The sequence below is a fragment of the Nocardia tengchongensis genome, from assembly GCF_054781395.1.
This window is the reverse complement of the sequence record NZ_BAAGUM010000003.1, coordinates 375512-399336: the sequence shown is the minus strand read 5'-3', so window position 1 is coordinate 399336 and position 23825 is coordinate 375512. Positions and strand designations below refer to the sequence as shown.

21 protein-coding genes are annotated in these 23825 nt (G+C 67.9%); 10 read left to right on the top strand and 11 right to left on the bottom strand.

Annotation, left to right across the window (positions count from 1 at the left end; all coding sequences use genetic code 11):
* Positions 1 to 171: 171 nt before the first annotated feature.
* Positions 172 to 843 carry a lipoyl(octanoyl) transferase LipB gene (lipB, locus tag ACYVKL_RS04790; RefSeq protein WP_379170811.1) on the top strand — a complete coding sequence of 224 codons (672 nt, stop codon included), beginning with the start codon at positions 172 to 174 and terminating at the stop codon, positions 841 to 843.
* Here the strand turns inward: lipB and ACYVKL_RS04785 are convergent.
* Positions 821 to 1342, bottom strand: coding sequence for a DoxX family protein (locus ACYVKL_RS04785; RefSeq protein WP_379170813.1), 522 nt, complete (start codon positions 1340 to 1342; stop codon positions 821 to 823). The two genes, lipB and ACYVKL_RS04785, sit on opposite strands and share 23 nt — an antisense overlap.
* A gap of 28 nt (positions 1343 to 1370) precedes the next feature.
* Entirely contained in the window at positions 1371 to 2822 is a 1452-nt protein-coding gene (locus ACYVKL_RS04780) for an MFS transporter (protein WP_379170815.1), read from the bottom strand.
* A 104-nt stretch (positions 2823 to 2926) separates the two neighbouring features.
* On the opposite strand from ACYVKL_RS04780, the gene ACYVKL_RS04775 reads away from it, so the two are divergent.
* On the top strand, positions 2927 to 3499 hold the full coding sequence (locus ACYVKL_RS04775; protein WP_379170817.1) for a TetR/AcrR family transcriptional regulator: 573 nt from the start codon (positions 2927 to 2929) through the stop codon (positions 3497 to 3499).
* Between the two features lie 27 nt (positions 3500 to 3526).
* Here the strand turns inward: ACYVKL_RS04775 and ACYVKL_RS04770 are convergent, their stop codons facing one another.
* From ACYVKL_RS04770 to infC, 4 genes are all read right to left on the bottom strand, one after another.
* Positions 3527 to 4330: a TrmH family RNA methyltransferase gene (locus ACYVKL_RS04770; protein ID WP_379171447.1), complete on the bottom strand. Its 804-nt coding sequence runs from the start codon at positions 4328 to 4330 to the stop codon at positions 3527 to 3529.
* 128 nt (positions 4331 to 4458) lie between these two features.
* Positions 4459 to 4839 carry a 50S ribosomal protein L20 gene (gene rplT / locus ACYVKL_RS04765; RefSeq protein ID WP_040807291.1) on the bottom strand — a complete coding sequence of 127 codons (381 nt, stop codon included), beginning with the start codon at positions 4837 to 4839 and terminating at the stop codon, positions 4459 to 4461.
* Positions 4840 to 4908: 69 nt separating this feature from the next.
* Positions 4909 to 5103: a 50S ribosomal protein L35 gene (rpmI, locus tag ACYVKL_RS04760; protein WP_213560616.1), complete on the bottom strand. Its 195-nt coding sequence runs from the start codon at positions 5101 to 5103 to the stop codon at positions 4909 to 4911.
* Positions 5104 to 5167: 64 nt separating this feature from the next.
* Positions 5168 to 5887, bottom strand: coding sequence for a translation initiation factor IF-3 (gene infC, locus ACYVKL_RS04755; protein WP_213561037.1), 720 nt, complete (start codon positions 5885 to 5887; stop codon positions 5168 to 5170).
* A 341-nt stretch (positions 5888 to 6228) separates the two neighbouring features.
* On the opposite strand from infC, the gene ACYVKL_RS04750 reads away from it, so the two are divergent.
* Positions 6229 to 6597, top strand: coding sequence for a DUF1844 domain-containing protein (locus tag ACYVKL_RS04750; protein WP_213560615.1), 369 nt, complete (start codon positions 6229 to 6231; stop codon positions 6595 to 6597).
* A gap of 64 nt (positions 6598 to 6661) precedes the next feature.
* Here ACYVKL_RS04750 and ACYVKL_RS04745 read toward each other — a convergent pair whose 3' ends face one another.
* Both ACYVKL_RS04745 and ACYVKL_RS04740 read right to left on the bottom strand, forming a co-directional pair.
* The gene (locus tag ACYVKL_RS04745; protein WP_379170819.1) at positions 6662 to 7276 is read right to left on the bottom strand and encodes a TetR/AcrR family transcriptional regulator; all 615 of its coding nucleotides are present in this window, start codon (positions 7274 to 7276) and stop codon (positions 6662 to 6664) included.
* A gap of 6 nt (positions 7277 to 7282) precedes the next feature.
* Positions 7283 to 8119, bottom strand: a complete 837-nt coding sequence (locus ACYVKL_RS04740) for a class I SAM-dependent methyltransferase (RefSeq protein ID WP_379170821.1) — start codon at positions 8117 to 8119, stop codon at positions 7283 to 7285.
* 423 nt (positions 8120 to 8542) lie between these two features.
* On the opposite strand from ACYVKL_RS04740, the gene ACYVKL_RS04735 reads away from it, so the two are divergent.
* From ACYVKL_RS04735 to ACYVKL_RS04720, 4 genes are all read left to right on the top strand, one after another.
* A complete protein-coding gene (locus ACYVKL_RS04735) occupies positions 8543 to 9373 on the top strand; it encodes an LppX_LprAFG lipoprotein (RefSeq protein ID WP_213560612.1) in 831 nt (276 codons plus the stop codon).
* A 212-nt stretch (positions 9374 to 9585) separates the two neighbouring features.
* Complete coding sequence (locus tag ACYVKL_RS04730) at positions 9586 to 11070, top strand: fatty acid desaturase (protein WP_379170823.1); 1485 nt, start codon at positions 9586 to 9588, stop codon at positions 11068 to 11070.
* An 82-nt stretch (positions 11071 to 11152) separates the two neighbouring features.
* Complete coding sequence (locus tag ACYVKL_RS04725; protein ID WP_379170825.1) at positions 11153 to 12349, top strand: type III polyketide synthase; 1197 nt, start codon at positions 11153 to 11155, stop codon at positions 12347 to 12349.
* Between the two features lie 40 nt (positions 12350 to 12389).
* Complete coding sequence (locus tag ACYVKL_RS04720) at positions 12390 to 14294, top strand: ATP-binding cassette domain-containing protein (protein WP_379170827.1); 1905 nt, start codon at positions 12390 to 12392, stop codon at positions 14292 to 14294.
* Between the two features lie 58 nt (positions 14295 to 14352).
* Here ACYVKL_RS04720 and uvrA read toward each other — a convergent pair whose 3' ends face one another.
* Positions 14353 to 17355, bottom strand: coding sequence for an excinuclease ABC subunit UvrA (gene uvrA / locus ACYVKL_RS04715; RefSeq protein WP_213560608.1), 3003 nt, complete (start codon positions 17353 to 17355; stop codon positions 14353 to 14355).
* Between the two features lie 147 nt (positions 17356 to 17502).
* Complete coding sequence (locus ACYVKL_RS04710; RefSeq protein ID WP_379170829.1) at positions 17503 to 18339, bottom strand: sigma 54 modulation/S30EA ribosomal C-terminal domain-containing protein; 837 nt, start codon at positions 18337 to 18339, stop codon at positions 17503 to 17505.
* Between the two features lie 258 nt (positions 18340 to 18597).
* On the opposite strand from ACYVKL_RS04710, the gene ACYVKL_RS04705 reads away from it, so the two are divergent.
* Positions 18598 to 19245 carry a response regulator transcription factor gene (locus tag ACYVKL_RS04705; RefSeq protein WP_357202637.1) on the top strand — a complete coding sequence of 216 codons (648 nt, stop codon included), beginning with the start codon at positions 18598 to 18600 and terminating at the stop codon, positions 19243 to 19245.
* Positions 19246 to 19316: 71 nt separating this feature from the next.
* Positions 19317 to 21062, top strand: coding sequence for a GAF domain-containing sensor histidine kinase (locus tag ACYVKL_RS04700; RefSeq protein ID WP_379170831.1), 1746 nt, complete (start codon positions 19317 to 19319; stop codon positions 21060 to 21062).
* Here ACYVKL_RS04700 and ACYVKL_RS04695 read toward each other — a convergent pair.
* Positions 21059 to 22204, bottom strand: coding sequence for a beta-ketoacyl synthase N-terminal-like domain-containing protein (locus ACYVKL_RS04695; RefSeq protein WP_379170833.1), 1146 nt, complete (start codon positions 22202 to 22204; stop codon positions 21059 to 21061). The genes ACYVKL_RS04700 and ACYVKL_RS04695 overlap by 4 nt on opposite strands.
* A gap of 236 nt (positions 22205 to 22440) precedes the next feature.
* On the opposite strand from ACYVKL_RS04695, the gene ACYVKL_RS04690 reads away from it, so the two are divergent.
* A complete protein-coding gene (locus tag ACYVKL_RS04690) occupies positions 22441 to 23784 on the top strand; it encodes a diguanylate cyclase domain-containing protein (protein ID WP_379170835.1) in 1344 nt (447 codons plus the stop codon).
* The last annotated feature ends 41 nt before the right edge of the window (positions 23785 to 23825 follow it).

The window sequence follows — 23825 nt, the reverse complement described above, 5'->3', positions numbered from 1 at the left end:
CCCAGGCTGGTTACGGGTCGGGCGGAAAGTACTTGTCAGCAATGGTTACTGCCCACCCATTCTTGCTGGTCGCATCGTAAACCGGTTAATCAGCCCACCTCACCTGAATTTCCCCAGCTCGGGCCCACCCTTCGGCGCGGCCGCGACCGCCGCGGTGGTACCAATGAAGTCGTGAAGTCCCGGCCCGTGACCCTGATCGACGACACCGACCACCTCATCGAGTACTCGGCGGCGATGGACCGCATGCAGGAGATGTGGGAGGAACGTGTCGCCGACCAGCGGCCCGACACCCTGTGGCTGCTGAGCCACGAACAGACCTTCACGATCGGCCGCCGCACCCCCGACGCGCACCTGCCCGCCCCCGACACCGACATCCCGGTCTTCACCACCAACCGGGGCGGCCAGCTCACCTACCACGCCCCCGGCCAGCTGGTGGGCTATCTCATCGTGAAGCTGCAGCCCGGCGAGGGCGTCGTCGACTTGATCCGCGATGTCGAGAACCGCATCGTGGCGGCCCTGGCTGAACTCGGCATCGCGGCCGAGCGTCGCGTCACCCCGCCCGGCGCCGAACTGCTCACCGGGGTCTGGACCCGCGACACCGGCCGCAAGATCACCTCGATCGGTATGCGGGTGGGCCGCAATGTCTCCACCCACGGCTTCGCCATCAATGTCACCGGTGACCTGTCGCCGTGGAAGCTGGCCGTCGCCTGCGGGCTGCCCGACGTCGACATGACCTCGGTGGAACGGGAACTGGACGGCGAAAAAGCCCCGACGATGGAGCGAGTTGTCGCAACCATCGCCGGGGCCTTCGAAGCGTGCGCTACCCCGACTCCCCTGCCCTGACCGGAACCCGCCGGACCGCTTGCGCGATCGGCGCGGTTCCCAGGGCGGCGAACAGGGCCACGGCGATGTAGACCAGCTGCTCGGGGATCCGGAACCACAACGGTGTGGCGGGCTGACCGCCGAAGGAGATGTTGTCCACTGCCGCATGGATATTCGCGGGCAGCAGCAGGACGAACATCAGGGCCAGAGCCCGACCCGCCGCGCGGCGGGTCGGGACCAGCACCAGGCCGAGCGCCCCCAGGTACTCCAGGACGCCGGTCACGTAGACGGTCAGATCGGGGAAGGGCACGAAGGACGGGACCATGGCGACCAGGTCGCTGTGATGCGGCATCACCGTCACCGAGTCGGGGACGAAATGCGCGGTGCCGGTCATGACGAGCATGAACGCCAGGCCGTGCGCGGCAGCGGACTGCCAGGTCGCGAAGCGGGTCACCCCGAGCGCTCCGAGTAGACGCAAGGACAGGGTGGGGATCGTCAGCAGCAGGAGGGTCTCGAACATGATGCGTCTCCCTTCGAATCGATCCGGATCAGTGCGCGAGAACTGCTGCGCTGGACTCGGATTCGACCGGTGTGCGACGACCGGGCAGCAGCAGCGCGACGAAGGCGCCGATCGCGACGATGACGGAGCCGACCTGCACCGCGGGGATCAGGCCGTCCACGTAGTCCTGCGGGCTCATGTAGGAGCCGTGCGAAGCGAAGACCGAGGCCAGCACCGCGACACCCATGGCCACACCGACCTCACGGATGGTGTTGTTCGCGCCGGAGGCCATGCCCTGATCCGCCGGTGACGCATTGGCCATGACGACGGTGGCGGTGGGCGCGAAGGTCAGGCCCATACCGACGCCGCCGAGGATGAACGGCAGCACGAAGTGGCTGTAGGACACGTCGACGGTGGCCGTGAAAGCCATCCACAGCAGCGCGCTCGACAGCAGCACCTGGCCGATCGACACCAGCACGCGCGCGCCGACCCGGTCCACGATCAGCCCGGCCAGCGGAGCGACCACCATCGGGGCCATGGTCCAGGGCAGGGTGCGAATGCCCGAGGCCAGCGGCGAATACCCCTGCACCACCTGGAAGTACTGGGCCAGCAGGAAGATCGAGCCGAAGGTGCCGAGCGAGAAGGTGAACGAGACCGCGTTGATGACGTAGCCGCGCTTGCGGAACAGCCGCAGCGGCAACATCGGGTCGGCGGTCCGGCTCTCCCAGATCACGAAAGCCGCCAGCGCGGTCGCGCCACCGATCAGGCCGGCGAGCACCTTGGCCGAGGTCCAGCCGTCGTCCGCACCGTGAATGACGCCCCACACCACCGCGAGCACGCCACCCGCCGACAGCAGCAGACCGAGGATGTCCAAACGCCGTGCGCCACCGAAGGATTCGTTCAGAACGCGGGCCGCCACCGGCACTGCGACGAGGCCGATCGGCACGTTCAGCCAGAAGATCCACTGCCAGTTCAAGCCTTCGACGACCGCACCACCGACCACCGGGCCCAGCGCCACGCCGAGGCCGGAGATGCCGCCCCAGATGCCGATGGCCGCGCTGCGCATCTTCTCCGGTACCGCCGCCGAGAGCAGCGTCAGTGACAGCGGCATGACCGCGGCGCCACCGAAGCCCTGGGCCGCACGGGCGGCGATGAGCATCCACGGTTCGGTGGCCAGCGCGCACGCGGCCGAACCGAGCGTGAACAGGGCGATGCCGCCCAGGTAGACGCGCCGGCGGCCGAGCCGGTCACCGAGCGCGGACGCGGTCAGCAGCAGTGAGGCGAAGGCCAGCGTGTAGGCGTTCACGAACCACTGCAGGTCGGAGAGTGAAGCGTGCAATTCGGTGCGAATGACCGGCAGCGCGTTGGTGACCACCAGGTTGTCGAGCGTGACCATGAACATCGGGATGCCCACGGCGGCGAGTACCGCGGCCAGCGGGCGTTGCCGGGCCTGTTCGGCCACCTTGCCCGCGAGTGAGGAAGTTTCGAGTATCTCAGTCATGTCCGATCCCCTTGTTGTAATCGACTGATAACTAGAGAGTATGCATCGACTGATAACATGTCAATGGCAGGATGGATTCCCCACGACGAGGAGGCTCGGCAGCCATGACCAGGACCCGGATGACAGCGACCGAACGCAGCGCGGAAGTGCTCGCCGCGGCTACTGCCGCGTTCGCCGAATCCGGTTACGCCGCAACGAAAACCGATGACATCGCACGCCGCGCCGGGGTCTCGCAGCCCTACGTGATCCGGCTGTTCGGCACCAAGCAACAGCTGTTCCTGGCCGTACTCGACCAGGTCTGCGGACGCATCGAGGAGATCTTCCGCACCGGGGCCACCCTGGCCGAACCGGACGCCTCCCCCAAGGACCGCCTCGACACCCTGGGCGGCCACTTCGGCGAGCACTTCCTCACCGAACGCGATCTGCCCCGGGTCTTCCTGCAGGGCATCGCGGCGGCGGCCGATCCGGCCATCGGCGCCAATATCCGCGACCACTTCGGCCGGCTCTACAACCTCGCCAAGGAACTCACCGGCGCGACGGCCTCCGAGGTCCGCCGCTTCTTCGGCACCGGCATGCTGCTCATCGACCTGACCGCGCTGGGCGTCACCGAACTCGAGGCCGACAACCCGCCGTGGGCCACCGAGATCCTGGAGAACCTCGGCGAGGACGGCATCTGACCGGCGGGCCGGAACCCGCCGCCGGGGTCACTTCGCGTTCTGCACCCGAGCACTCGAGTAGAGGCAGATAGCCGCCGCGGCAGCCAGATTCAGGCTTTCCGCGCGACCGTGAATGGGAATCCGCACCCGGTGGGTGGCGCGGGCGGCGATGGCCTTGTCCAGGCCGTGCGCCTCGTTGCCGAACAGCCAGGCGACCGGGCCGCTGAGGATCTCGTCGGCGTCGTCGAGGTCGACTTCACCCTTGGCGGTGGTGGCGAGGATCGCGATGCCGGCCGCTTCCAGTGCGTCGAGCGTCGCGTCGATGTCGCGGGAGCGGGCCACCGGGACGTGGAAAAGGCTTCCGGCACAAGCGCGTACACATTTGCCGTTGTGCGGGTCCACGGAATCACCGGCGAGCACAACGCCGTCCGCACCGACGGCGTCGGCCACGCGGATAAGGGTGCCCGCGTTACCGGGATCGGCGATCTCGACGGGCACGGCCAGCATGCGCGGCGACGCGTCGAGGACCTCGCGCAGCGGCACGTCCACCTGACGGCACACCGCGACCAGCCCGGGCGGAGTCACGGTCTCCCCCAGCATCTCCGCGGCACGATCGGTCACCAGCGTGGTTCGCACCCCCTGGGCGGCGGCCCCGGCGACGAGCGTGTGCTCACGTCCGGCGGCCTTCTCCGAGAAGAACAGTTCCTCGACCCGGCCCGTGTCCAGCGCCGCCTCGACCGAATTCGCGCCCTCGGCCAGGAACAGGCCGGTCTTGCGCCGGACCGGGCTGCGGTGCAGCTTGACCGCCGACACGATTCGGGAGTTACGCCAGTCGATGGAATCAGCGCTCATGGCCACCTGCCGCTCGGAGATACGAAACCCGGACACACCCGGGGATACGACAAGAAACGACCCGCGGGTTGTGCTCGAAGAGCACGTCCGCGGGTCGTTCCGAGTATTGCTTTGTCACGCAGGCCGAATCAGGCGGCCGGGGCGTTGACGTCGGCGGGCAGCGCGGCCTTGGCGGCGGCGACCAGCTGGGCGAAGGCCTCGGCGTCGGAGACGGCGAGCTCGGCCAGGATCTTGCGGTCCACCTCGATGCCGGCGGCCTTCAGGCCCTGCATGAAGCGGTTGTAGGTCATGTCGTTCAGACGCGCGGCGGCGTTGATACGAGTGATCCACAGCTGACGGAAGTCACCCTTGCGCGCCCGGCGGTCCCGGTAGGCGTAGGTGAGCGAGTGCAGCTGCTGTTCCTTGGCCTTGCGGTACAGACGCGACCGCTGACCGCGGTAGCCCTTGGAGGCCTCGAGAACGGAACGGCGCTTCTTCTGAGCGTTGACGGCCCTTTTGACGCGTGCCACTTTTCAGTCCTTGATCAAGTAAGGGGTGCGGCGATTGCACCCGGAGGTTGGTCGGTCGGCTCAGCCGAATTACTTGGCGAGCAGCTTCTTGACGCGAGCGACGTCCGCCTTCGCGACGACCTCCACGCCGTCCAGACGACGAGTCCGGGTGCTCGGCTTGTGCTCGAGCAGGTGGCGGCGGTTCGCCTGCTGACGCAGCAGCTTGCCCGAGCCGGACACCTTGAATCGCTTCGAGGCACCGCTGTGCTTCTTCATCTTCGGCATGGATTCCTCAATCTGTCTCGTCCCGGAGGCAGGGGTGAACCCCTGTCTCCGGTGCTTGTCGTTATTACTGCTGCGGGGTGGCCGCCGAAGCTTCGGCAACCGGTGCCTCGGCCGGAGCCGCGGCAGCATCGGTAACCGGTGCTTCAGCCGGAGCCGGCGCCGGCGCACTGCTGCGCTGCTGCGTCGAGCTCGCGTCGTTCTGCGCCTTCACCCGCGTCTTCGCGCCCTTGTGCGGCGCGAGGACCATGGTCATGTTTCGGCCGTCCTGCTTGGCCGAAGTTTCGACGAAACCGAGGTCGGCGACGTCGGCGGCCAGTCGCTGCAGGAGCCGGAACCCGAGTTCGGGGCGCGACTGCTCGCGACCACGGAACATGATGGTGACCTTGACCTTCGACCCGGCCTCCAGGAAGCGCATCACGTGGCCGCGCTTGGTGGCGTAGTCGTGGTCATCGATCTTCGGGCGGAGCTTCTGCTCCTTGATCACGGTCTGGACCTGGTTCTTCCGGGACTCGCGCGCCTTCTGCGCGGTCTCGTACTTGAACTTGCCGTAGTCCATGATCTTGCACACCGGCGGGCGTGCATCGGGCGCGACCTCGACCAGGTCGAGATCAGCTTCCTGAGCGACGCGTAGTGCATCTTCAACACGCACGATCCCAACCTGCTCGCCGCCGGGTCCGATGAGTCGGACCTCGGGAACGCGGATGCGATCGTTGATGCGGGTCTCAGTGCTGATGGGGCCTCCTAGGTCAAGCGGTTCGTCAACGACCGCAAGCAATAACTGCAACCCCAATTTCAACACGAAAGCCCCGTGCTGGTATTTCACCACCACGGGGCCCGAGTCGACCGATCGACGACGCGAACAACTCGCATCGCACCGCACGCAGGGAAAACCCACGCGCAGAACCCATCCGGTAAATGATGGGCGACCGGACCGTGCAATCTCGCTGCCCTGATACAAGAACAGCTGATTGACGGTGGGAGTCGGGCTCCACTTGATGCCCCGAGTCGGTTGCGGGAACCTGTCCGGGACGGTCGTCGCGGAAGAGTCTAACACTCATAGCCGCGAGCTCCGAATCGCCCGCCCCCGCGACCAGCGCCGACCCGCGCGATGGCATTCTCTAACCCATGAGCGAGGCTACCTTGAACGACGATTCCGCCCTCATCGACGGCGAGGTCGTGCGCGAATTGGCCGAGATCCCCGCGGTCGAGGTCATCAGCCGCGCCGCCGTCATGCTGATGAGCTCGGCCGCCGAGAAGCTCGGCCTGGGCGAACCCGATCCGGCCAGCAGCCCGCACCTGGATCTGGACGAGGCCCGCCGGGTGATCACCGCCCTCGCCGGCCTGGTCACCGCGTCGGTGGAATACCTCGGCCCGCACGCCGGCCCGATCCGCGACGGACTGCAGTCCCTGCAGCGCGCGTTCCGCGAATCCTCGGAGTACCCGGACGCCCCCGGCGCGGGCCCGGGCGAGAAGTACACCGGCCCGGTGTACTGACCAGCAGTCGACACGGCCCGCCCCGGACTTCGCCCGGGGCGGGCCGTTGTCGTTTCGGGGGCTGTTATTCCAGCGGCCCGATGCCCGCCAGCAACGTGGTGACGACCGCGTCCTGATCGACGGTGGGCGACGCCATGCCGGGTAGCAGAGCGCCCAGCACCTGGTCGTGACAGATGCCCACCAGGATCGCCGCCGCCGCGGTGGTGTCGGCCCCGGGGGCGATGCGGCCGAGCCGCTGTTCTCCGGTCAGATAGTCCGACAAGAGCATTCGCCAGTCGGTGTGAGCGGCGGGCAGTTCGGCGAAGCGGGTGAGCACGACCGGGGTGGCCAGCAGGCTCGCGAACACCGGGAGCACCGCGCGGTGCAGGTCCAGCCCCGCACGCAGATAGGTACCGAGATTGCCGGCGACGGCGGCCTCGCCGGGTGCGGGCAGGGGCCCCAGCGCACGCTGCGCCTCGTCGACGTGGGCGCGCACGGCGATGGCCAGCAGCGTGTCCTTGTCCGGGAAGTGGTTGTAGAGGACACCGTCGGCCACCCCGGCCGCGCGGGCGATGGCGCGGACGGTGAGGGTGGCGGCCGACCCCTCGGCGAGCAGGCGTTGCGCGGTGGTGACGAGGTGGTCGCGGAGGGTGCGGGCGTCGTCGGTGGCGCGCAGCGCCGCGGCCTTGCGGGGGGACATGGATGGTTACGGTAGCGGGGTCGTGGCGGTGACGAGCCAGGCAGTCATGCGCAGGACGACGCCGTCGGCGCCGAGGTGCGGGACCAGGGCGGCGGAGATCGCCTCGCGGACTCGGTCGTCGGTGGCGAAGCCGGCCAGGGAGCGGTGGTAGCGGACCGGACCCCAGCCCATGATGAATTCGGTGGCGTCGGGGATGTCGGCGCCCCAGCTGCCGTCGGCCTCGCTGTATTCGATGGCGATGTCTTGGAAACCGGCGCTGGACAGCAGGTCTCGGATGTGGTCGGGGTCGGAGAACGGGCCCTCGGCGGGGCTCACCGCGAAGGTGTCGAGATGTGCTGCGGCAGCTCCGAATACGTCGCCGAGGTCGGTGCCGGGGAGCGGCGTCATGGCGACGAGGGCGAGCCGGCCGCCGGGGCGCAGGGCGCGGGCGATATTGGCGAAGGCCGCCACCGGGTCGGTGAAGAACATGATGCCGAAGCGGCTCAGGGCGGCGTCGTAGGCGGCAGCGGGGAACGGATGGATCTGGGCATCGCCCTGTTCGAAGGTGACATTCGAGATGCCTTCGGCGGTGGCGAGCCCGCGGGCGCGGGCGAGCATCGGGCCGGACAGGTCGATTCCGGTCGCGGAGCCGCTGCCGGTCCGGCGGGCGGCAGCGCGGGTCAATTGACCGTTACCGCAGCCGATGTCGAGGACGCGGTGGCCTTCGGCGACGCGGGCGGCAGCCAGCAGAGGCTCGTTGAAGCCCTGGTTCACCGCGTCGTATCGGTCGTGCTGCCCGGCCCAGTGTTCGCCCTCGTAGCCGTTCCAGGCTTCCGACTGGGCGGTATTCACGATTTCGGTCATGATCACTCCTATATGAACGACAGTTCATGAACGCATGTTCATATTGAGCGCAGCGGGCGGACAATGTCAATACCCGAACAGGAGAAGGCCAATATCGGCACAGGAAAAGGGGTTACACCGAACCATCATCGAGCCGCTGGCAAATATTCAGCGACAGAACGGCATCCAGAGAATCGAACGCTGGGCTTGCTGCGATCTTCGCTGACCTGTTAACACTTGGCCCGACGTGCGACATAGCTGGGTTGCAGGGTAATCGCCTGTGCGGCTGCAAGATCGAAATGCGCTGGCGACACCGAGCCGGTGCTGGTTGGATGCCGCAGTATCGCACCGATCGGCGCGAACGCGGGCGACGTCCTGCATACTACGACGGGCGGCGGCAAGGCTGCCCTCACTACGAGATCGAATGGACTTCGGGGGTTGTACATGAATGACTTGATATCCCAGGGGAACCGCACGTCCGGCAGCCGAATTCGGCGCGGCGTCCTCCCGATCATGATCGCCGCGGCCGCGACCGCCGCACTGGTGGCCGGCTGCACCTCGTCCTCCAGCTCGGACAGCAAGGCCACCACCTCGCAGGCGGCCCCGCCGTCGCAGCTGCCCGACGGCGCGCAGATCGTGGCCGAATCCGCCAAGACCACCCAGACCCTGCAGTCGGTGCACGTGGTGCTCGACGTCAAGGACCTGCCGACGCTCTCGGTCAAGAACATCAAGGCCGACGTCACCAACCAGCCGCAGGGCCAGGGCCAGGCCATCGGCGACGCCGAGGTGAAGGTCAAGGAAGGCGGCGACTTCACCAAGACCAAGTTCATGGTCGTCGACAAGACCCTCTACACCGGCGACGGCACCAAGTACTCCCCTGTCGGCCCCGCCGAGAAGATCTACGACCCGGGCGTCCTGCTCGACAAGGACAAGGGTCTCGCGTTCGCCATCTCGCAGGTGAAGAACGCCAAGGCCGAGGCCCGCGAGAAGATCGACGGCATCGACACCGTCAAGATCACCGGCACCATCGACGCCTCCGTCATGGACCCGGTCGTCCCGCAGATCGGCAAGGACGGCGGCGAGTTCCCGATCACCCTGTACATCAAGGACGTCGCCCCGCCCAGCGGCACCGGCACCACCCTGCCCTCCACCGCCGCCTCGCCGGGCACCGGCCCGAACCTGGTGCGCGCCATCGTGACCAAGGACTCGGGCACGGTCACCGTCACCCTGTCCGACTGGGCCAAGCCGGTCCACGTCACCAAGCCCGGCGGCTAGACACGCGCCCGCTTGTCCTGTGAGTTGAGAGCCGGTTCGGGGAACACGCAACGGCGGCAACGGCTGTCGTAGTGCCCCGGCCGGCTTTCGCATTTTTTCCGGGCCACTGTTAACAAAAGCCCGCTTAAGAGATTGTTCAGTGAAATGCAAGCCGCAACGCCGACGATTCCATCCGTAAGTTCGAACGCGGTGTGTGCGTGTGGAGGAAAGCTATGACGATCGAACGGCCCGAGGCCGAGGCGACGATCGAACGGCAGGCGCCAGAAGGTGAATTTCGCCGGCCCCCGCTCGACGGACCGCCGCCGATTTCCAACGTCTGGGTCTACGACGGGAAAGCCTACGACCTCTCCGACTGGATTTCCAAGCATCCGGGCGGCGAGTTCTTCATCGGCCGCACCAAGAACCGCGACATCACCTCGATTGTCGGTTCGTACCACAAGAATCCGGAAGCCATCGGCAAGATTCTGAAGAAGTACGCGCTCGACCGTGACGCCCTGCCGGAGGACATCCACCCCAAAGCCAACGCGCCCGCGTTCCTGTTCAACGAGGGTTTCGACAGCTGGCGCGACACCCCGAAGTTCAGCTTCGACAACAAGGACGACCTGCTGCACAAGGTGAAGGCGCGGCTCAAGGAACCCGAGCTGGCCGCCCGGATCCGCCGCATGGACACCTATTTCAATATCGTGGTCGCCATTCTCGCGGTGGCGTACTTCGCGGTGCAGGGCCTGCGGTTGTTCGAGCGGTCCTGGATGCCGTTGCCGGTCTTCGTGATCGCGATGGTGCTGCTGCGCAGCTCGCTGGCCGGGTTCGGGCACTACGCCATCCACCGTGCCCAGAAGGGCATGAACAAGATCTACACGAATGCCTTCGACTTCAATTACGTCGCACTGGCTTTCGTGACCGCCGACGGGCACGCCCTGCTGCACCACCCGCACACCCAGAGTGAAGTCGACATCAAGAAGAACGTCTTCACCATGATGATGCGGATCCCGCGGCTGTACCGGGTGCCGATCCACACCCTGCACAAGTTCGGTCACGCCGTCACCGGCATGACCATCCGCCTGCTCGACGTCTGCCGCCTCACCCGCAAGGTGGGCATCAAGGACATGTACGGCACCTGGGGCGGGGCGCTGCCGCACTTCATCGGGTCCTTCGGCGCGCGGTTCCTGCTGCTGGGCGAGCTCATCGCCTTCACCGTGATGGGCGACTTCTGGGCCTGGGCCCTGCAATTCGTGATCACCCTGTGGGTCTCCACCTTCCTGGTGGTGGCCAGCCACGACTTCGAGGTCGAAGCCGAGGAACTGGAGCACAACACCGAGGACTGGGGCATCGACCAGATCGAGCAGGCCTACGACCTGAAGGTGGTCGGCAACCGCTACCTGGACTGCTTCCTGTCCGCGGGCCTCAGCTCGCACCGGGTGCACCACGTATTGCCATACCAGCGCAGCGGTTTCGCCAACATCGCCACCGAGGACGTGCTGCGTGAGGAGTCGGAGAAGTTCGGTGTGGAATGGCTGCCGGCCAAGAGCTTCTTCACCGACCGCTTCCCCAAGCAGATCCGCACCTACATCCTCGCGCCGTCCGACGACGCGGTGGAACGCAAGTGGGGGTTCGTCAAGGAGCACTTCTCACCGCTGGCCCTGAAGACCTGTGTCGTCTACACCGCGCAGGGCTTCACCGGAATCGGCACGGTCTGAACCGATTCCGAGCACCGCGGGGCGTCCGAACATGCGCCGGACGCACCGCGGATCTTCACCAAAGAATACGAGGGGAGTCATTGTGTCCATCACCATCGATGAAGGGGCCACTGGGCCCGTGACCCGGTTCGCGGGAGGCGAACCCGGGTACGACTTCGCGCCGACGCCGCTGCCGCCGGCCCCGCCGACCACCGTCGGCGTGATCGAGTCCATCGCCACCGGAGCGCCCGCGCAGATCTTCTCGCAGGCCGAGGCCGCCGCCCAGGTGGCCGGACTGTTCACCGACCCGGCCCAACAGGCCCGGATTCCGCGGATCTACCAGAAGACCCGGGTCACCACCCGCCACCTCGCGGTCGACCCGATCGACCCCGAATTCCTGTCCTACAGCCGGGAATCGGGCACCATCCGCGACCGCATGAACACCTTCTACGACCACGCGGTGCCGCTGGCCGTGGACGTGGCCGGACGCGCCATCGCCCATCTCGAGGACCCCGCCGCCGAGATCGGCATGCTGGTCTTCGCCACCAGCACCGGGTTCATCGCCCCCGGCGTGGACGTGGCCGTGGTCAAGCAGCTGGGCCTGTCCCCCACCGTCAACCGGGTCGTCGTGAACTTCATGGGCTGCGCCGCGGCCATGAACTCGGTGCGCGCCGCCACCGATTACGTGCGGGCGCACCCGGACAAGAAGGCGCTGGTCATCTGCATCGAGCTGAGCTCGGTGAACGCCGTGTTCGACGACAACGTCAACGACGTCATCATCCACAGCCTCTTCGGTGACGGCTGCGGCGCGGTGGTCATCGGCGCCCGCCAGGCGCACCAGCAGCTCCCGGCCGGCTCCATCGTCGTGCGCGACAGCTTCAGCTACCTGTTCGACGACGCCGAGGACGGAATCGTGCTGGGCGTCAACGACAACGGCATCACCTGCGAGCTGTCGGAGAACCTGCCGCAGTACATCCTGCGCGGCGTGGACCCGGTGGTGACCGAGGTGCTGGCGCGCCAGGGCCTGACCAAGTCCGACATCGATCTGTGGGCCATCCACCCGGGCGGCCCCAAGATCATCGAGGAGTCGGTGCGCTCGCTCGGCCTCGGCTCCGAGCAGGCCGCCACCAGCTGGGACGTGCTCGCCGAATACGGCAACATGCTCAGCGTCTCGCTGATCTTCGTGCTCGAGCAGATGGTCGCACAGGCGGCGGCACAGCCGATCTCGACGGGCGTCGCGTTCTCCTTCGCGCCCGGCGTCACCCTCGAGGGCGTCGTCTTCGACGTCATCCGTTCCTGACCAGCCCGACCCGCACAGTCGTCCAGAGAGCCCAGCAGCCATGCAACTCATCAGATTCCTCGTCTCCATCTCGTGGATGCGGATCGCCGGCGTCATCGCCTCCGGTCTCGTCTGCGGTGCGGCCAATACCTACCTGGTGACATTGATTCGGGGAGTGGTGTCACCGGAACCGCACCCGGGCGTCACCGTCGGGGCCTTCGTGGCGACCGCGCTGGTCATCCTGATCAGCGGCGTGATCTCGCAGGTGCTGCTGATCCGGCTGGCGCAGGACGCCATCTACCGGCTGCGCGCCGACCTCAGCTCGCGCATCGTGTCCGCACCGCTCGAACACCTCGAGCGGCTCGGCCAGCACCGGCTGATCGCGACGCTCACCGAGGATGTGCGGGCGCTCTCGCAGGCGGTCACGGCCATTCCGAGCATCTGCATCGACCTGGCCACCATCGTGGGTTGCTTCGTGTTCCTCGCGGTCGTGTCCGGCCCGATCTTCGCCACCACCGTGGCGGGCACGCTGCTCGGAATCGCCTGTGTCGAACTGGTTCTCAAGCGGGTGCGCGCCCTGTACCACTCGGCGCGCGAGAACGAGGACGGGCTGCTGCGCTCCTTCCAGGCGGTGTCGCTGGGCATCAAGGAGCTCAAGCTGCACCGCGGGCGACGGCGCGACTTCATGGACAAGCACCTGCTCGGCTCCGCCGAGACGCTGCGGGCGCAGAACATCGACGCCGGGTCGAAATTCACTGTCGCCCAAGGGTTCGGGCAGCTGTTGCAGCTGGCCACCATGGCGCTCATCCTGTTCGGGCTGGCGCGGTCCCTGCATCTGCCACAGAACGTCATGGTCGGCTATGTCCTGGTCACCACGTTCCTGGCGATGCCCATGCAGAACTTCATGCACCGGATCCCGGACCTGCTACGCGGTGACGTGGCGCTGTCCAAGATCCGCTCGCTCAACCTGAGCATCCAGACCGCGCACGACGAATCGACCCTGCCCTACACCGAGCGGCCCGCCGTCACCGCCGCCCGGCTGGAACTCAACGACGTCGGCTACAGCTATCTGACCGAGGCCCCGCCCGCGTTCCCGCCGCCCGGCACCGGACCCCACCCCGGCGGCGGTGCGCGACCGCATCCCGGCGGCGGCGGTGGCCGGCCCGGGGCGCCGGGCGCGCCCGTGGGCGGACGCCCCGGACCGCATCCCGGCGGACGGCCCGGCGGCCCGCCTCCGGGACACGGGGTGGATCGGCCGGATGTCAACGGGCACAAGTTCGTCGGCCACGGCGGCCGCGGCGGACCCGTACCGATGGCCGGACCCATGGACCCGCCACAGGCCGACGGCTCCGGGTTCCACCTCGGACCGCTGGACCTGACCTTCGAGCCCGGTCAGCTCACCTTCATCGTGGGCGGCAACGGCAGCGGCAAATCCACCCTGGCCAAACTGCTCACCGGCCTCTACGTCCCGCAGCAGGGCCACCTGTCGCTCAACGGCGAGGCGATCGACCACGAGAACATCGAGTGGTTCCGGCAGAACACGTCGGCGGTGTTCACCGACTTCCACCTGTTCGAGGACTATCTGGGCTTCGACGAGGGCGTCGACGAGGAGGTCCGGAAGTACCTGCGGGAACTGCGGATCGACCACAAGGTCACCGTGGAGAACGGCCGGCTGTCCACCATCGCGCTGTCCCAGGGGCAGCGCAAGCGGCTGGCGCTGCTGACCGCTCTGCTCGAGGATCGGCCGATCTACCTGTTCGACGAATGGGCCGCCGATCAGGAACCGAAGTTCCGTGACGTCTTCTACCGCGAGATCCTGGTCTCGCTGAAGAACCGCGGCAAGACCGTCATCGTGATCACCCACGACGACCGGTACTTCGACTGCGCCGACCAGATCGTCAAACTCGACTTCGGTCACATCGCCGAGGTCAAGGAACTCACCACGCCGGTGGCCGCGGCCGAGTAGGCGCGAAAGGCGAAGGCCCCGTACCGGAATCGGTACGGGGCCTTCGGCTATGGAGTCGTCACCGCAGCGCGGCGGCCTTGCGGCGCGCGGCCGCCGCCTTCTTGGTGGCCGCGGCCTGGGCCTCGGTCTTCGGCGCGGCCTTCTTGGCGGGAGCCTTCTTCGCCGCCGCCTTCTTCACGGCCTTGGGTTCGGCCGGCGCCGACGGCTGGGCCTCGAGCACGTCCTTCAGGAACTGGCCCGTGTAGCTTTCCGGCACCGCCGCAATGTCTTCCGGGGTGCCCTGGGCGATGACCATGCCACCGCCGGAACCGCCCTCCGGACCCATGTCGATGACCCAGTCGGAGGTCTTGATGACGTCGAGGTTGTGCTCGATGACGATCACCGAGTTGCCCTTGTCGACCAGGCCGTTGATGACCGCCAGCAGCTTGCGGATGTCCTCGAAGTGCAGGCCCGTGGTGGGCTCGTCGAGGATGTAGATGGTGCGGCCGGTGGAACGCTTCTGCAGTTCTGCGGCCAGCTTCACGCGCTGCGCCTCACCACCGGAGAGCGTCGGAGCCGACTGGCCCAGGCGGACATAGCCGAGACCGACATCGACCAGGGTCTTGAGGTAGCGGTGGATCGAGGTCACCGGCTCGAAGAAGTCCGCGGCCTCCTCGATCGGCATGTCCAGCACCTCGGCGATGGTCTTGCCCTTGTAGTGGACCTCCAGCGTCTCGCGGTTGTAGCGCGCACCGTGGCACACCTCGCACGGAACGTACACGTCCGGCAGGAAGTTCATCTCGATCTTCAACGTGCCGTCACCCGAGCACGCCTCGCAGCGGCCGCCCTTCACGTTGAAGGAGAACCGGCCCGGCTGATAACCGCGCACCTTGGCCTCGGTGGTGGCCGCGAACAGGGTGCGGATCTTGTCGAAAACGCCGGTGTAGGTGGCCGGATTCGAGCGCGGCGTGCGGCCGATCGGCGACTGGTCCACCTGCACCAGCTTGTCCAGGTGATCGAGACCGTTGACCCGGGTGTGGCGGCCCGGCACCTGGCGCGCGCCGTTCAGCTTGTTCTGCAGCACGGTCGCCAGAATGTCGTTGACCAGCGTCGACTTACCCGAACCCGAGACACCGGTGATCGCGGTGAGCACGCCCAACGGGAAATTCACGTCGATGTCGCGCAGGTTGTGCTCGGTCGCGCCGACCACCGTCAGCTGCTTCTTCTTGTCGATCGCCCGCCGCACCAAGGGCAGCTCGATGCGCTCGCGGCCGGAAAGGTAAGCGCCGGTGAGGGAGTCCTTGTCCTTCAGCAGTCCCTCGTACGGGCCCGAGTACACCACCTGACCGCCGTGCTCACCGGCCAGCGGGCCGATGTCGACCACCCAGTCCGAGGCGTGGATGGTGTCCTCGTCGTGCTCGACCACGATCAGGGTGTTGCCGAGACTCTTGAGGCGCGTGAGGGTTTCGATCAAGCGACGGTTGTCGCGCTGGTGCAGGCCGATGGACGGCTCGTCCAGCACGTACAGCACGCCCACCAGGCCCGAACCGATCTGGGTGGCCAACCGGATGCGCTGCGCCTCACCGCCGGAGAGGGTCGCCGCGGCGCGCGACAGCGTCAGATACTGGAGGCCGACATCGAGCAGGAAGCCCAGCCGGGCCTGGATCTCCTTGACCACCTGCGCGGCGATCGCCGCCTGCCGGTCGTCCAGGGTCAGCGTGTTCAGGAACTTCGCGGCATCGCCGATCGACAGATCCGACAGGTCCGCAATGGATTTGCGGTCCGGCCCGGCCGAGAGCGTGACCGCCAGGATCTCCGGCCGCAACCGCGCGCCGCTGCACACCGGGCACGGGATATCACGCATGTACCCGTCGTAGTGCTCCTTCATCGCCTCCGACTCGGTGGCGTCCATGCGCCGCTGCAGGAACGGCATCACACCCTCGAAATCGGCGTAATAGGAACGCTTGCGGCCGTAGCGGTTGGTGTAGGAGACGTGCACCTGCTCGGAGCTGCCCTCCAGCACCGCCTTGCGCGCCTTGAGCGGCAGCTGACTCCAGGGCGTGTCCATGGAGAAGCCGATCGCTTCGGCCAGGCCCGACAGCAGGCGGGTGAAGTATTCGGCGGTCTGCCCGCGCGACCACGGGGCGATCGCGCCGCCGGCCAGGCTCAGATCCTGATCCGGCACAACCAGATCCGGATCGACCTCCTTGCGAATACCCAGACCCGTGCAATCCGGGCAGGCGCCGTAGGGCGAGTTGAAGGAGAACGAGCGCGGTTCCAGATCCTCGATGTCGAGCGGGTGCCCGTTCGGGCAGGCCAGCCGCTCGGAGAAGCGCCGCTCCCGATCGTGGGCGTGCTCGTCGCGGTCCACGAAGTCCAGCACCACGATGCCGTCGGCCAGCCGCAGCGCGGTCTCGATCGAATCGGTCAGGCGCTGTTTGGAACTCGGCTTCACGGCGAGGCGGTCCACGACCACCTCGACATCGTGCTTCTCCTGCTTCTTCAGCTTGGGCGGATCGGTCAGCGCGTGCACCACGCCGTCGACCCGGACCCGCGAATAACCCTGCGAGTTCAGCGACTCGAACAGGTCCACGAATTCGCCCTTGCGGGTGCGCACCACGGGCGCGAGCACCTGGAACTTGGTGCCCTCCGGCATGGCCAGCACCTGGTCCACGATCTGCTGCGGGCTCTGCTTGGCGATCAGATGACCGCAGACCGGGCAGTGCGGGGTGCCCGCGCGCGCGAAGAGCAGACGCAGGTAGTCGTAGACCTCGGTGATGGTGCCGACCGTGGACCGCGGGTTGCGGTTGGTCGACTTCTGGTCGATGGACACCGCGGGCGAGAGGCCCTCGATGAAGTCCACGTCCGGCTTGTCCATCTGCCCCAGGAACTGGCGGGCATAGGCGGACAGCGATTCCACGTACCGGCGCTGGCCCTCGGCGAAGATCGTGTCGAAGGCCAGCGAGGACTTCCCGGATCCGGACAGGCCAGTGAAAACGATGAGACTGTCGCGAGGTAGGTCGAGGTCGACCCCTTTGAGGTTGTGCTCTCGCGCTCCGCGCACCGTCAGGCGATCCGCCACCTGGCCATCCTTCCAACGTTCCGGCATCCAGACATACCCCCGACGCCATGCTAGGTGCACCCACCGACAAGTTGGGTTACGGGCACTGAAACGCTGGTCACACTGTGTTTATTGCCTGCGACGACGGTGATCCCGCCCGCAGCGGGCTCAGGCGGACTTCTCGGCGATCCGGCTGGTCGCCTCCACCGTGGACGGCAGGGCGCGGCGCACGCAGCCCGCGATCACCCGCGGCTGCCGGGCCCGGTCCCGGTCCCGGCCGCGCTCCTCGGACCCGGCCGCGGCGACCAAGGCCAGATCGCCGTCGAAGCGGCGGTAGAGCAGCCGGCCGCGGCGGACATCGGAGTCGATGAAGAACAGGTACGGCAGCCCGCCCAGGCACAGCCGGGCCACCGCCTCGTCCTCGAGCAGCACCGGGACGCCGTCGCGCGGCCGGCCCAGCGTCCGCACCCCGAGCGGTCCGGTCCAGCAGACCACCGCCTCGGCGCCGGTCTCGGCGTCGATGAACAGGTGCGCGTCGTAGTCCATGGCGTCGAGCACCCGGGCGGCCGCCGCGGGCGTGGCCACCTGTAGTCGGAAGTCCTTGCGCCGCACGATCGGCCGCAGTTCGGTGACCGCGGACAGCGACGGGCGCGCCGGATCGGGCCAGGGCCTGGACAATTCGTCGGGCGGACAGCCCAGCCGCAGGTCGAGGCGCTCGAGCGCGAAGGTGGAGGCGAACCGTCCCGGCCCGGAGACCTGTACCCGGAACGCCTTCCCCAGCGCTCGGACGCTCGCCTGCACCAGGGTGGTGCCGTCCTCGGCGTCCCCGTCGGCGGGACCGGGCCAGTGCAGGCGTGCCCGCACCGGCCCGTCGACCCCGTGGCGGCGCAGGATCCTGCCCAGACCGCGCACCACCCGGGTCACCTCACCCGACGGGACCGGCCCCTGCGTGGTAACCACGAAATCCGGATCGATTCCACTCGACCACACATCGAACGCGCCCATAGCCGACCCCGCTCTCCCTGTTCCGACCCGGCAACCGAACTCCATGGCAACACACCCCACCGAGCCCCGACAGTGCCGAAAGTCCCGAAACCGACCACTTTCGGGGAAAATCCTCCGACAAAAGATCGCGCCTCCCCCGAACCGCCCGCAGATTAGGGACCTTCGGCGGTATCCCGTTGCCGCTCCGCGAGTTACGTTGGCCGGGACCCTCGCGCGCCCGCGCGCCGGCCGCGAGTAACCGACATCCTGGAGGCCGTCGTGATCAAAGTCTTCCTGGTCGACGATCACGAGATCGTCCGCCGCGGTCTTACCGACCTGCTGGAGGAGGACCCCGAGCTCACCGTGGTCGGCGAGGCCGGCGACGTCGCCCAGGCGCTGGCCCGGATCCCCGCGCTGCGCCCGGACGTGGCGGTGCTCGACGTGCGCCTGCCCGACGGCAACGGCATCGAACTGTGCCGGGACCTGCTGGCCGAGATCGACGACCTGCGCTGCCTGATCCTCACCTCCTACACCGACGAGCAGGCCATGATGGACGCCATCCTGGCCGGGGCCAGCGGCTACGTGGTCAAGGACATCAAGGGCATGGAGCTGGCCAAGGCCATCAAGGAGGTGGGCGCGGGCCGCTCGCTGCTGGACAACCGGGCCGCCGCCGCGCTGATGGCCCGGCTGCGGCGCAGCACCGAATTCGACGGTCCGCTGGCCGGTTTGACCGATCAGGAACGCAAGCTGCTCGACCTGCTCGGCGACGGCCTGACCAACCGGCAGATCGCCGAACGGATGTTCCTGGCGGAGAAGACCGTCAAGAACTACGTGTCGCGGCTGCTGGCCAAACTCGGCATGGAGCGCCGCACCCAGGCCGCGGTGCTGGCGTCGAAATTGCGTACGGGACAACCACGTTCGGCATGACAACCACGCGGCAACCGCGACGCGCATAGAATCCCGCTGACGTGGCGTATCCGCCGGACCGCAGGACATACATGCACGACACTCCCCGCACCAGCCCTTACTCGGTGCGCGAAACGCTGTCGCAACTGCGATTACGCGAGTTGCTCACCGAGGTCAAGGACCGGGTCGAACAGATCATCGACGCCCGCGACCGCATCGACGGGCTGGTCGAGGCGATGCTGCTCGTCACCTCCGGCCTCGACCTGGACCAGACGCTGAGCACCATCGTGCGCGCCGCGACCATCCTGGTCGACGCCCGCTACGGCGCGCTGGCCGTGCTCGGGCACGAACAACAGCCCAGCCAGTTCATCTTCCACGGCATCGACGAGCAGGCCCGCGTGCAGATCGGGGCGCTGCCCGAGAGCCATGGCGTGCTCGGCCTGCTGCTCGACAAGCCCGAGCCGCTGCGCCTGGACGATCTGACCCGCCAGCCCGCCGCGGTCGGCTTCCCCGAACACCATCCGGTCATGCGCACGCTGCTGGGCATGCCGGTGCGGATCCGCGGCGAGATCTTCGGAAACCTGTATCTCGCCGAGAAATCCGGCGGGCACCCCTTCACCGAGGACGACGAGGTGCTGTTGCAGGCGCTGGCCGCCGCGGCCGGTATCGCCGTCGACAATGCCCGGCTCTACGAGCAGGCCCGCACCCGGCAGGCGTGGATCGAGGCCACCCGCGACATCGCCACCGCGTTCCTGGCCGACAGCGACCCCAGCAAGGTGCTGGCCCACGTGGTCGCCCACGCCCGCGAGCTCACCGCCTCACAGCAGGCGCTGCTGGCCGTGGTCGCCGATCCCGAGGAAGCCCCCGAGAGGGTCACCGAACTGGTGGTGGCGCAATGGTCCGGGCCCGGCGAACCGCCCGCGGGCCAGGTGGTGCGGACCGTGGACACCGCGGTCGGGCAGGCGCTCACCACCCGCACTCCGCTGCGTTTCGACGACGGCCGCCATATCGACCTCGGCACCACCGTCCCCGACATCGGCCGGGCCCTGGTGCTGCCGCTGCACACCCCCGATTCCACCCTGGGCGTGCTGATCACGCTGCGCTCCGCCGAATCCGCGCCCTACTCCGACGAATTGGTGGAGCTGATCGCCGCCTTCACCGATCAGGCCGCCCTGGCCATGCAGCTGGCGGTGGCGCAGCGGCGCATGCGCGAACTCGACATCCTCACCGACCGCGACCGCATCGCCCGCGACCTGCACGACCACGTCATCCAGCGGCTGTTCGCGATCGGGCTGGCGCTGCAGGGCACGGTGCCGCGGGCGCGGGTGCCCGAGGTGCAGAAGCGACTCGCGGACGCGATCAACGATCTGCAGGACGTGGTGGAGGAGATCCGCACCTCCATCTTCGACCTGCACGGCGGCGACGGGCACAGCACCCGGCTGCGCCAGCGCATCGAGCGCGCGGTCAAACAGCAGACCACCGCGACCGACATCCGGGCGCTCATGCACATCACCGGACCCCTGTCGGTGGTCGAGCCGGCGCTGGCCGACCACGCCGAAGCCGTGGTGCGCGAAGCCGTCTCGAACGCCGTGCGGCATTCGGGGGCCGACACCATCACCATCGACATCGGGGTGGCCGACGATCTCACCATCGTGGTCGCCGACAACGGCCGCGGCATTCCCGACTCGATCACCCCGAGCGGGCTCACCAATCTGGCCCGCCGCGCCGAACAGTCCGGCGGCCGCCTGGCGGTGTACCCGCGCCGCGAGATCACCGGCGACGACGAGGACGGCACGACCATCGGCACCAAGCTGCACTGGTCGGTGCCGCTGCACTAACCGGCCGGGCCGAGCAGCACCGCACTGTTGTTGCCGCCCATGCCGAGCGCGGTCTTGAGGGTGAGGCCGTCGATTCCGGGGCGCACGCCGTCGACCAGGCGGGCGTGCGCGGGCGCGACGATCGGGGCCGACACCAGCAGTCCGCGCTCGTAACCCAGTGCGGCGACCGCGAGTTCGAGGGCGGCCGAGGCGGCCTGACAGTGCCCGGCCAGCGGCTTGAGCGCCGTCACCTGCGGGCGGTCATCGAAAAGGTCGGCCAATAGCGCGGTTTCGGCGGCGTCGCACTGGGCGGTCCCGGAGGCGTGGGCATTGAGGCAGGCCACCTCGTCGGGCCGGACGCCGGCGGTGGCCAGGGCGCGGCGCACACAGTCGAAGATCTGCTCGTAGGAGGGTTCCACGGAGACCACGTGATAGGCGTCGCTGGACATGGCTCCGCCGAGCACCGCGGCGTACGGGCGGTCGGCCGCGCGGGTCAGCACGAACGCGATCGACGCCTCACCGAAGACGAAGCCGCGACTTCCCTCCTGGAACGGGCGGCAGGCGTCGAAGGAATCGGCATCGTCGACCGCCGCGCCCAGGGTCACGAAGGCCTGCACCATCTCCGGGCTCGCGGACAGGTCGGTGGCCACCACCACCACGTCGTCGGCCATACCCTGGTCCAGCCACAGTTGCGCGGTGATCATGGCCGCGTTCGCCGAGGAGCAGGCGGCGCTGACGTTCATGGCCGGGCCGTGGAAGCCGAACTCGCTCATCAGCATCGACACCGGGGTCGAGGGGATCAGCCGCAGATAGTCGCGTGAGCGGCGCTGTCCGCCGTCGACGGTGTAGAAGTCCTGCCACTCGTCGAGGTTGCCGAGCACGATGGCATGCACCAGGCCGACCGTCCGGCCCGGCCGCCAGCCGCGCTCCCGCGCGTCGGCCACCGCTTCCCGCCCCGAGTCCAGGACCGCGCGTAGGAAGCGGCTCGGGGGTAGCTCCGGGTCGCCGCCGGGCGGTACCCGGGCGATCCAGCCCTGCCGATCGCGTCCGGGGCCGTACCCTGGATGGAGCCGGGCCGCGGATTTGCCGCTCAGCAAACCCTCCCAGAGGGTTTCTCGGCCCCAGCCGTACCCGGTCACGGCACCGATGCCGGCGATGGTCATATGATCTTGATGTTGACCGTCGTTCATCGGAACGGGGATGGTGCCAGGCATTCGCATCGCTCCTTCTCCGGGCCGCGGCCCGAAATTTCACCACTCGCGGGCCGATGCGTGCGGAACTGTGATTCATTCAATACGGTCGGCAACGTGCACCAGCTAAGTTTCAGATAACAGAATGGTGCAGTACTCCGCAGTTCGATGCCGTGCTCCATTGATGTGTTCGTCACGACGATCAGGGGGTGAATGACGTGGTGGGTAACGATCGGGCGAGGCTTCCGGCCGATGCCGAACAGCTGGCCCAGCGATACCGGTCCCTGGTGGACTACAGCCCCGATGGCATCGTGGTCCACGAACGCGGCGTGGTCGTCTACGCGAATCCGGCACTGCTGCGCCTGCTCGGCGCCGCCGAGCCCGAGGACGTGGTCGGCAGACCCGTCACCGATTTCGTGGCACCGCCGTGCGTGGCGCCCATGCTCGAGCGTATCCGCCGGCTCACCATCGCCGGCACCGCCTCCGACCCCACCGAGATGACCCTGCTGCGCTGCGACGGGCACAGCGTGGAGGTCGAAACAGTGTCGGTGCTCACCGCCTGGCACGACCACCTCGCCTATCAGGTCGTCGTGCACGACCTCACCTCGCAGCGCCGCGCCGAGGCCGCCCAGCAGCGCGCCGAGCACTTCTTCACCTCCGTGGTGTCACAGCTCGAGGAGGGCGTGGTGGTGATCGACCGCAACGGGCGCATCGAATCGGCCAACCCGGCCGCGCGCCGCATCTTCGGCTACGACGCCGAGGACCTGATCGGCACCCACATCGACGACCTCCCGCTGTGCCTGCTCGACGCCAACGCCCAGCCCATGCCCTCGACCTGGTACCCGGTGATCCGCACCCTCGCCACCGGCGAGGACGTGACCCGCTTCGTGTTCGGGCTGGACCGGCCCGACGGACAACGCCGCTGGCTCTCGGCCAACAGCCGCCTGCTCAACCCCGACGACCCCAACTCCCCGGCTGTGTCCTCGTTCAACGACATCACCGAATTCCGGGCCAGCCGAAGGCAATTGGAATACCAGGCCACCCACGACCCGCTCACCGGGCTGGCCAATCGATCGCTGGTGCTCTCGAGGCTGGCCGCGGCGCTGGGCACCACCGAGACGCTGCCGGTGTCGAGCGTGCTGTTCATCGACCTGGACGGCTTCAAGGCCATCAACGACACCCTCGGCCACGCCATCGGCGACACCGTGCTGCAGATCGTGGCCCAGCGGCTGCAACGCGGACTGCGCGCCGACGACGTCGTGGGCCGCATCGGCGGAGACGAATTCCTGGTGCTGCTGTCGGGGCACACCCTCGGCGAGGACCTCGACACGCTCATCACCCGGCTGCGCCAGACCACCTCCGAGCCGATCATCGCCCGCGGGCACCGCATCCAGGTCGACGCCTCGGTCGGCGTCACCCACCTGCACGCCGGCGACACCCGCACCCCCGAGTCCGTACTGCACGACGCCGACCTGGCCATGTACCGGGCCAAGCCGCCCAACCACCAGAGCAGCCCGCTGACTCGCCGCACCGACAGCACGCACGCCTCGTAACCTGCCGATACGGCGCAGGCCACCAACGCGCACTAGACTCG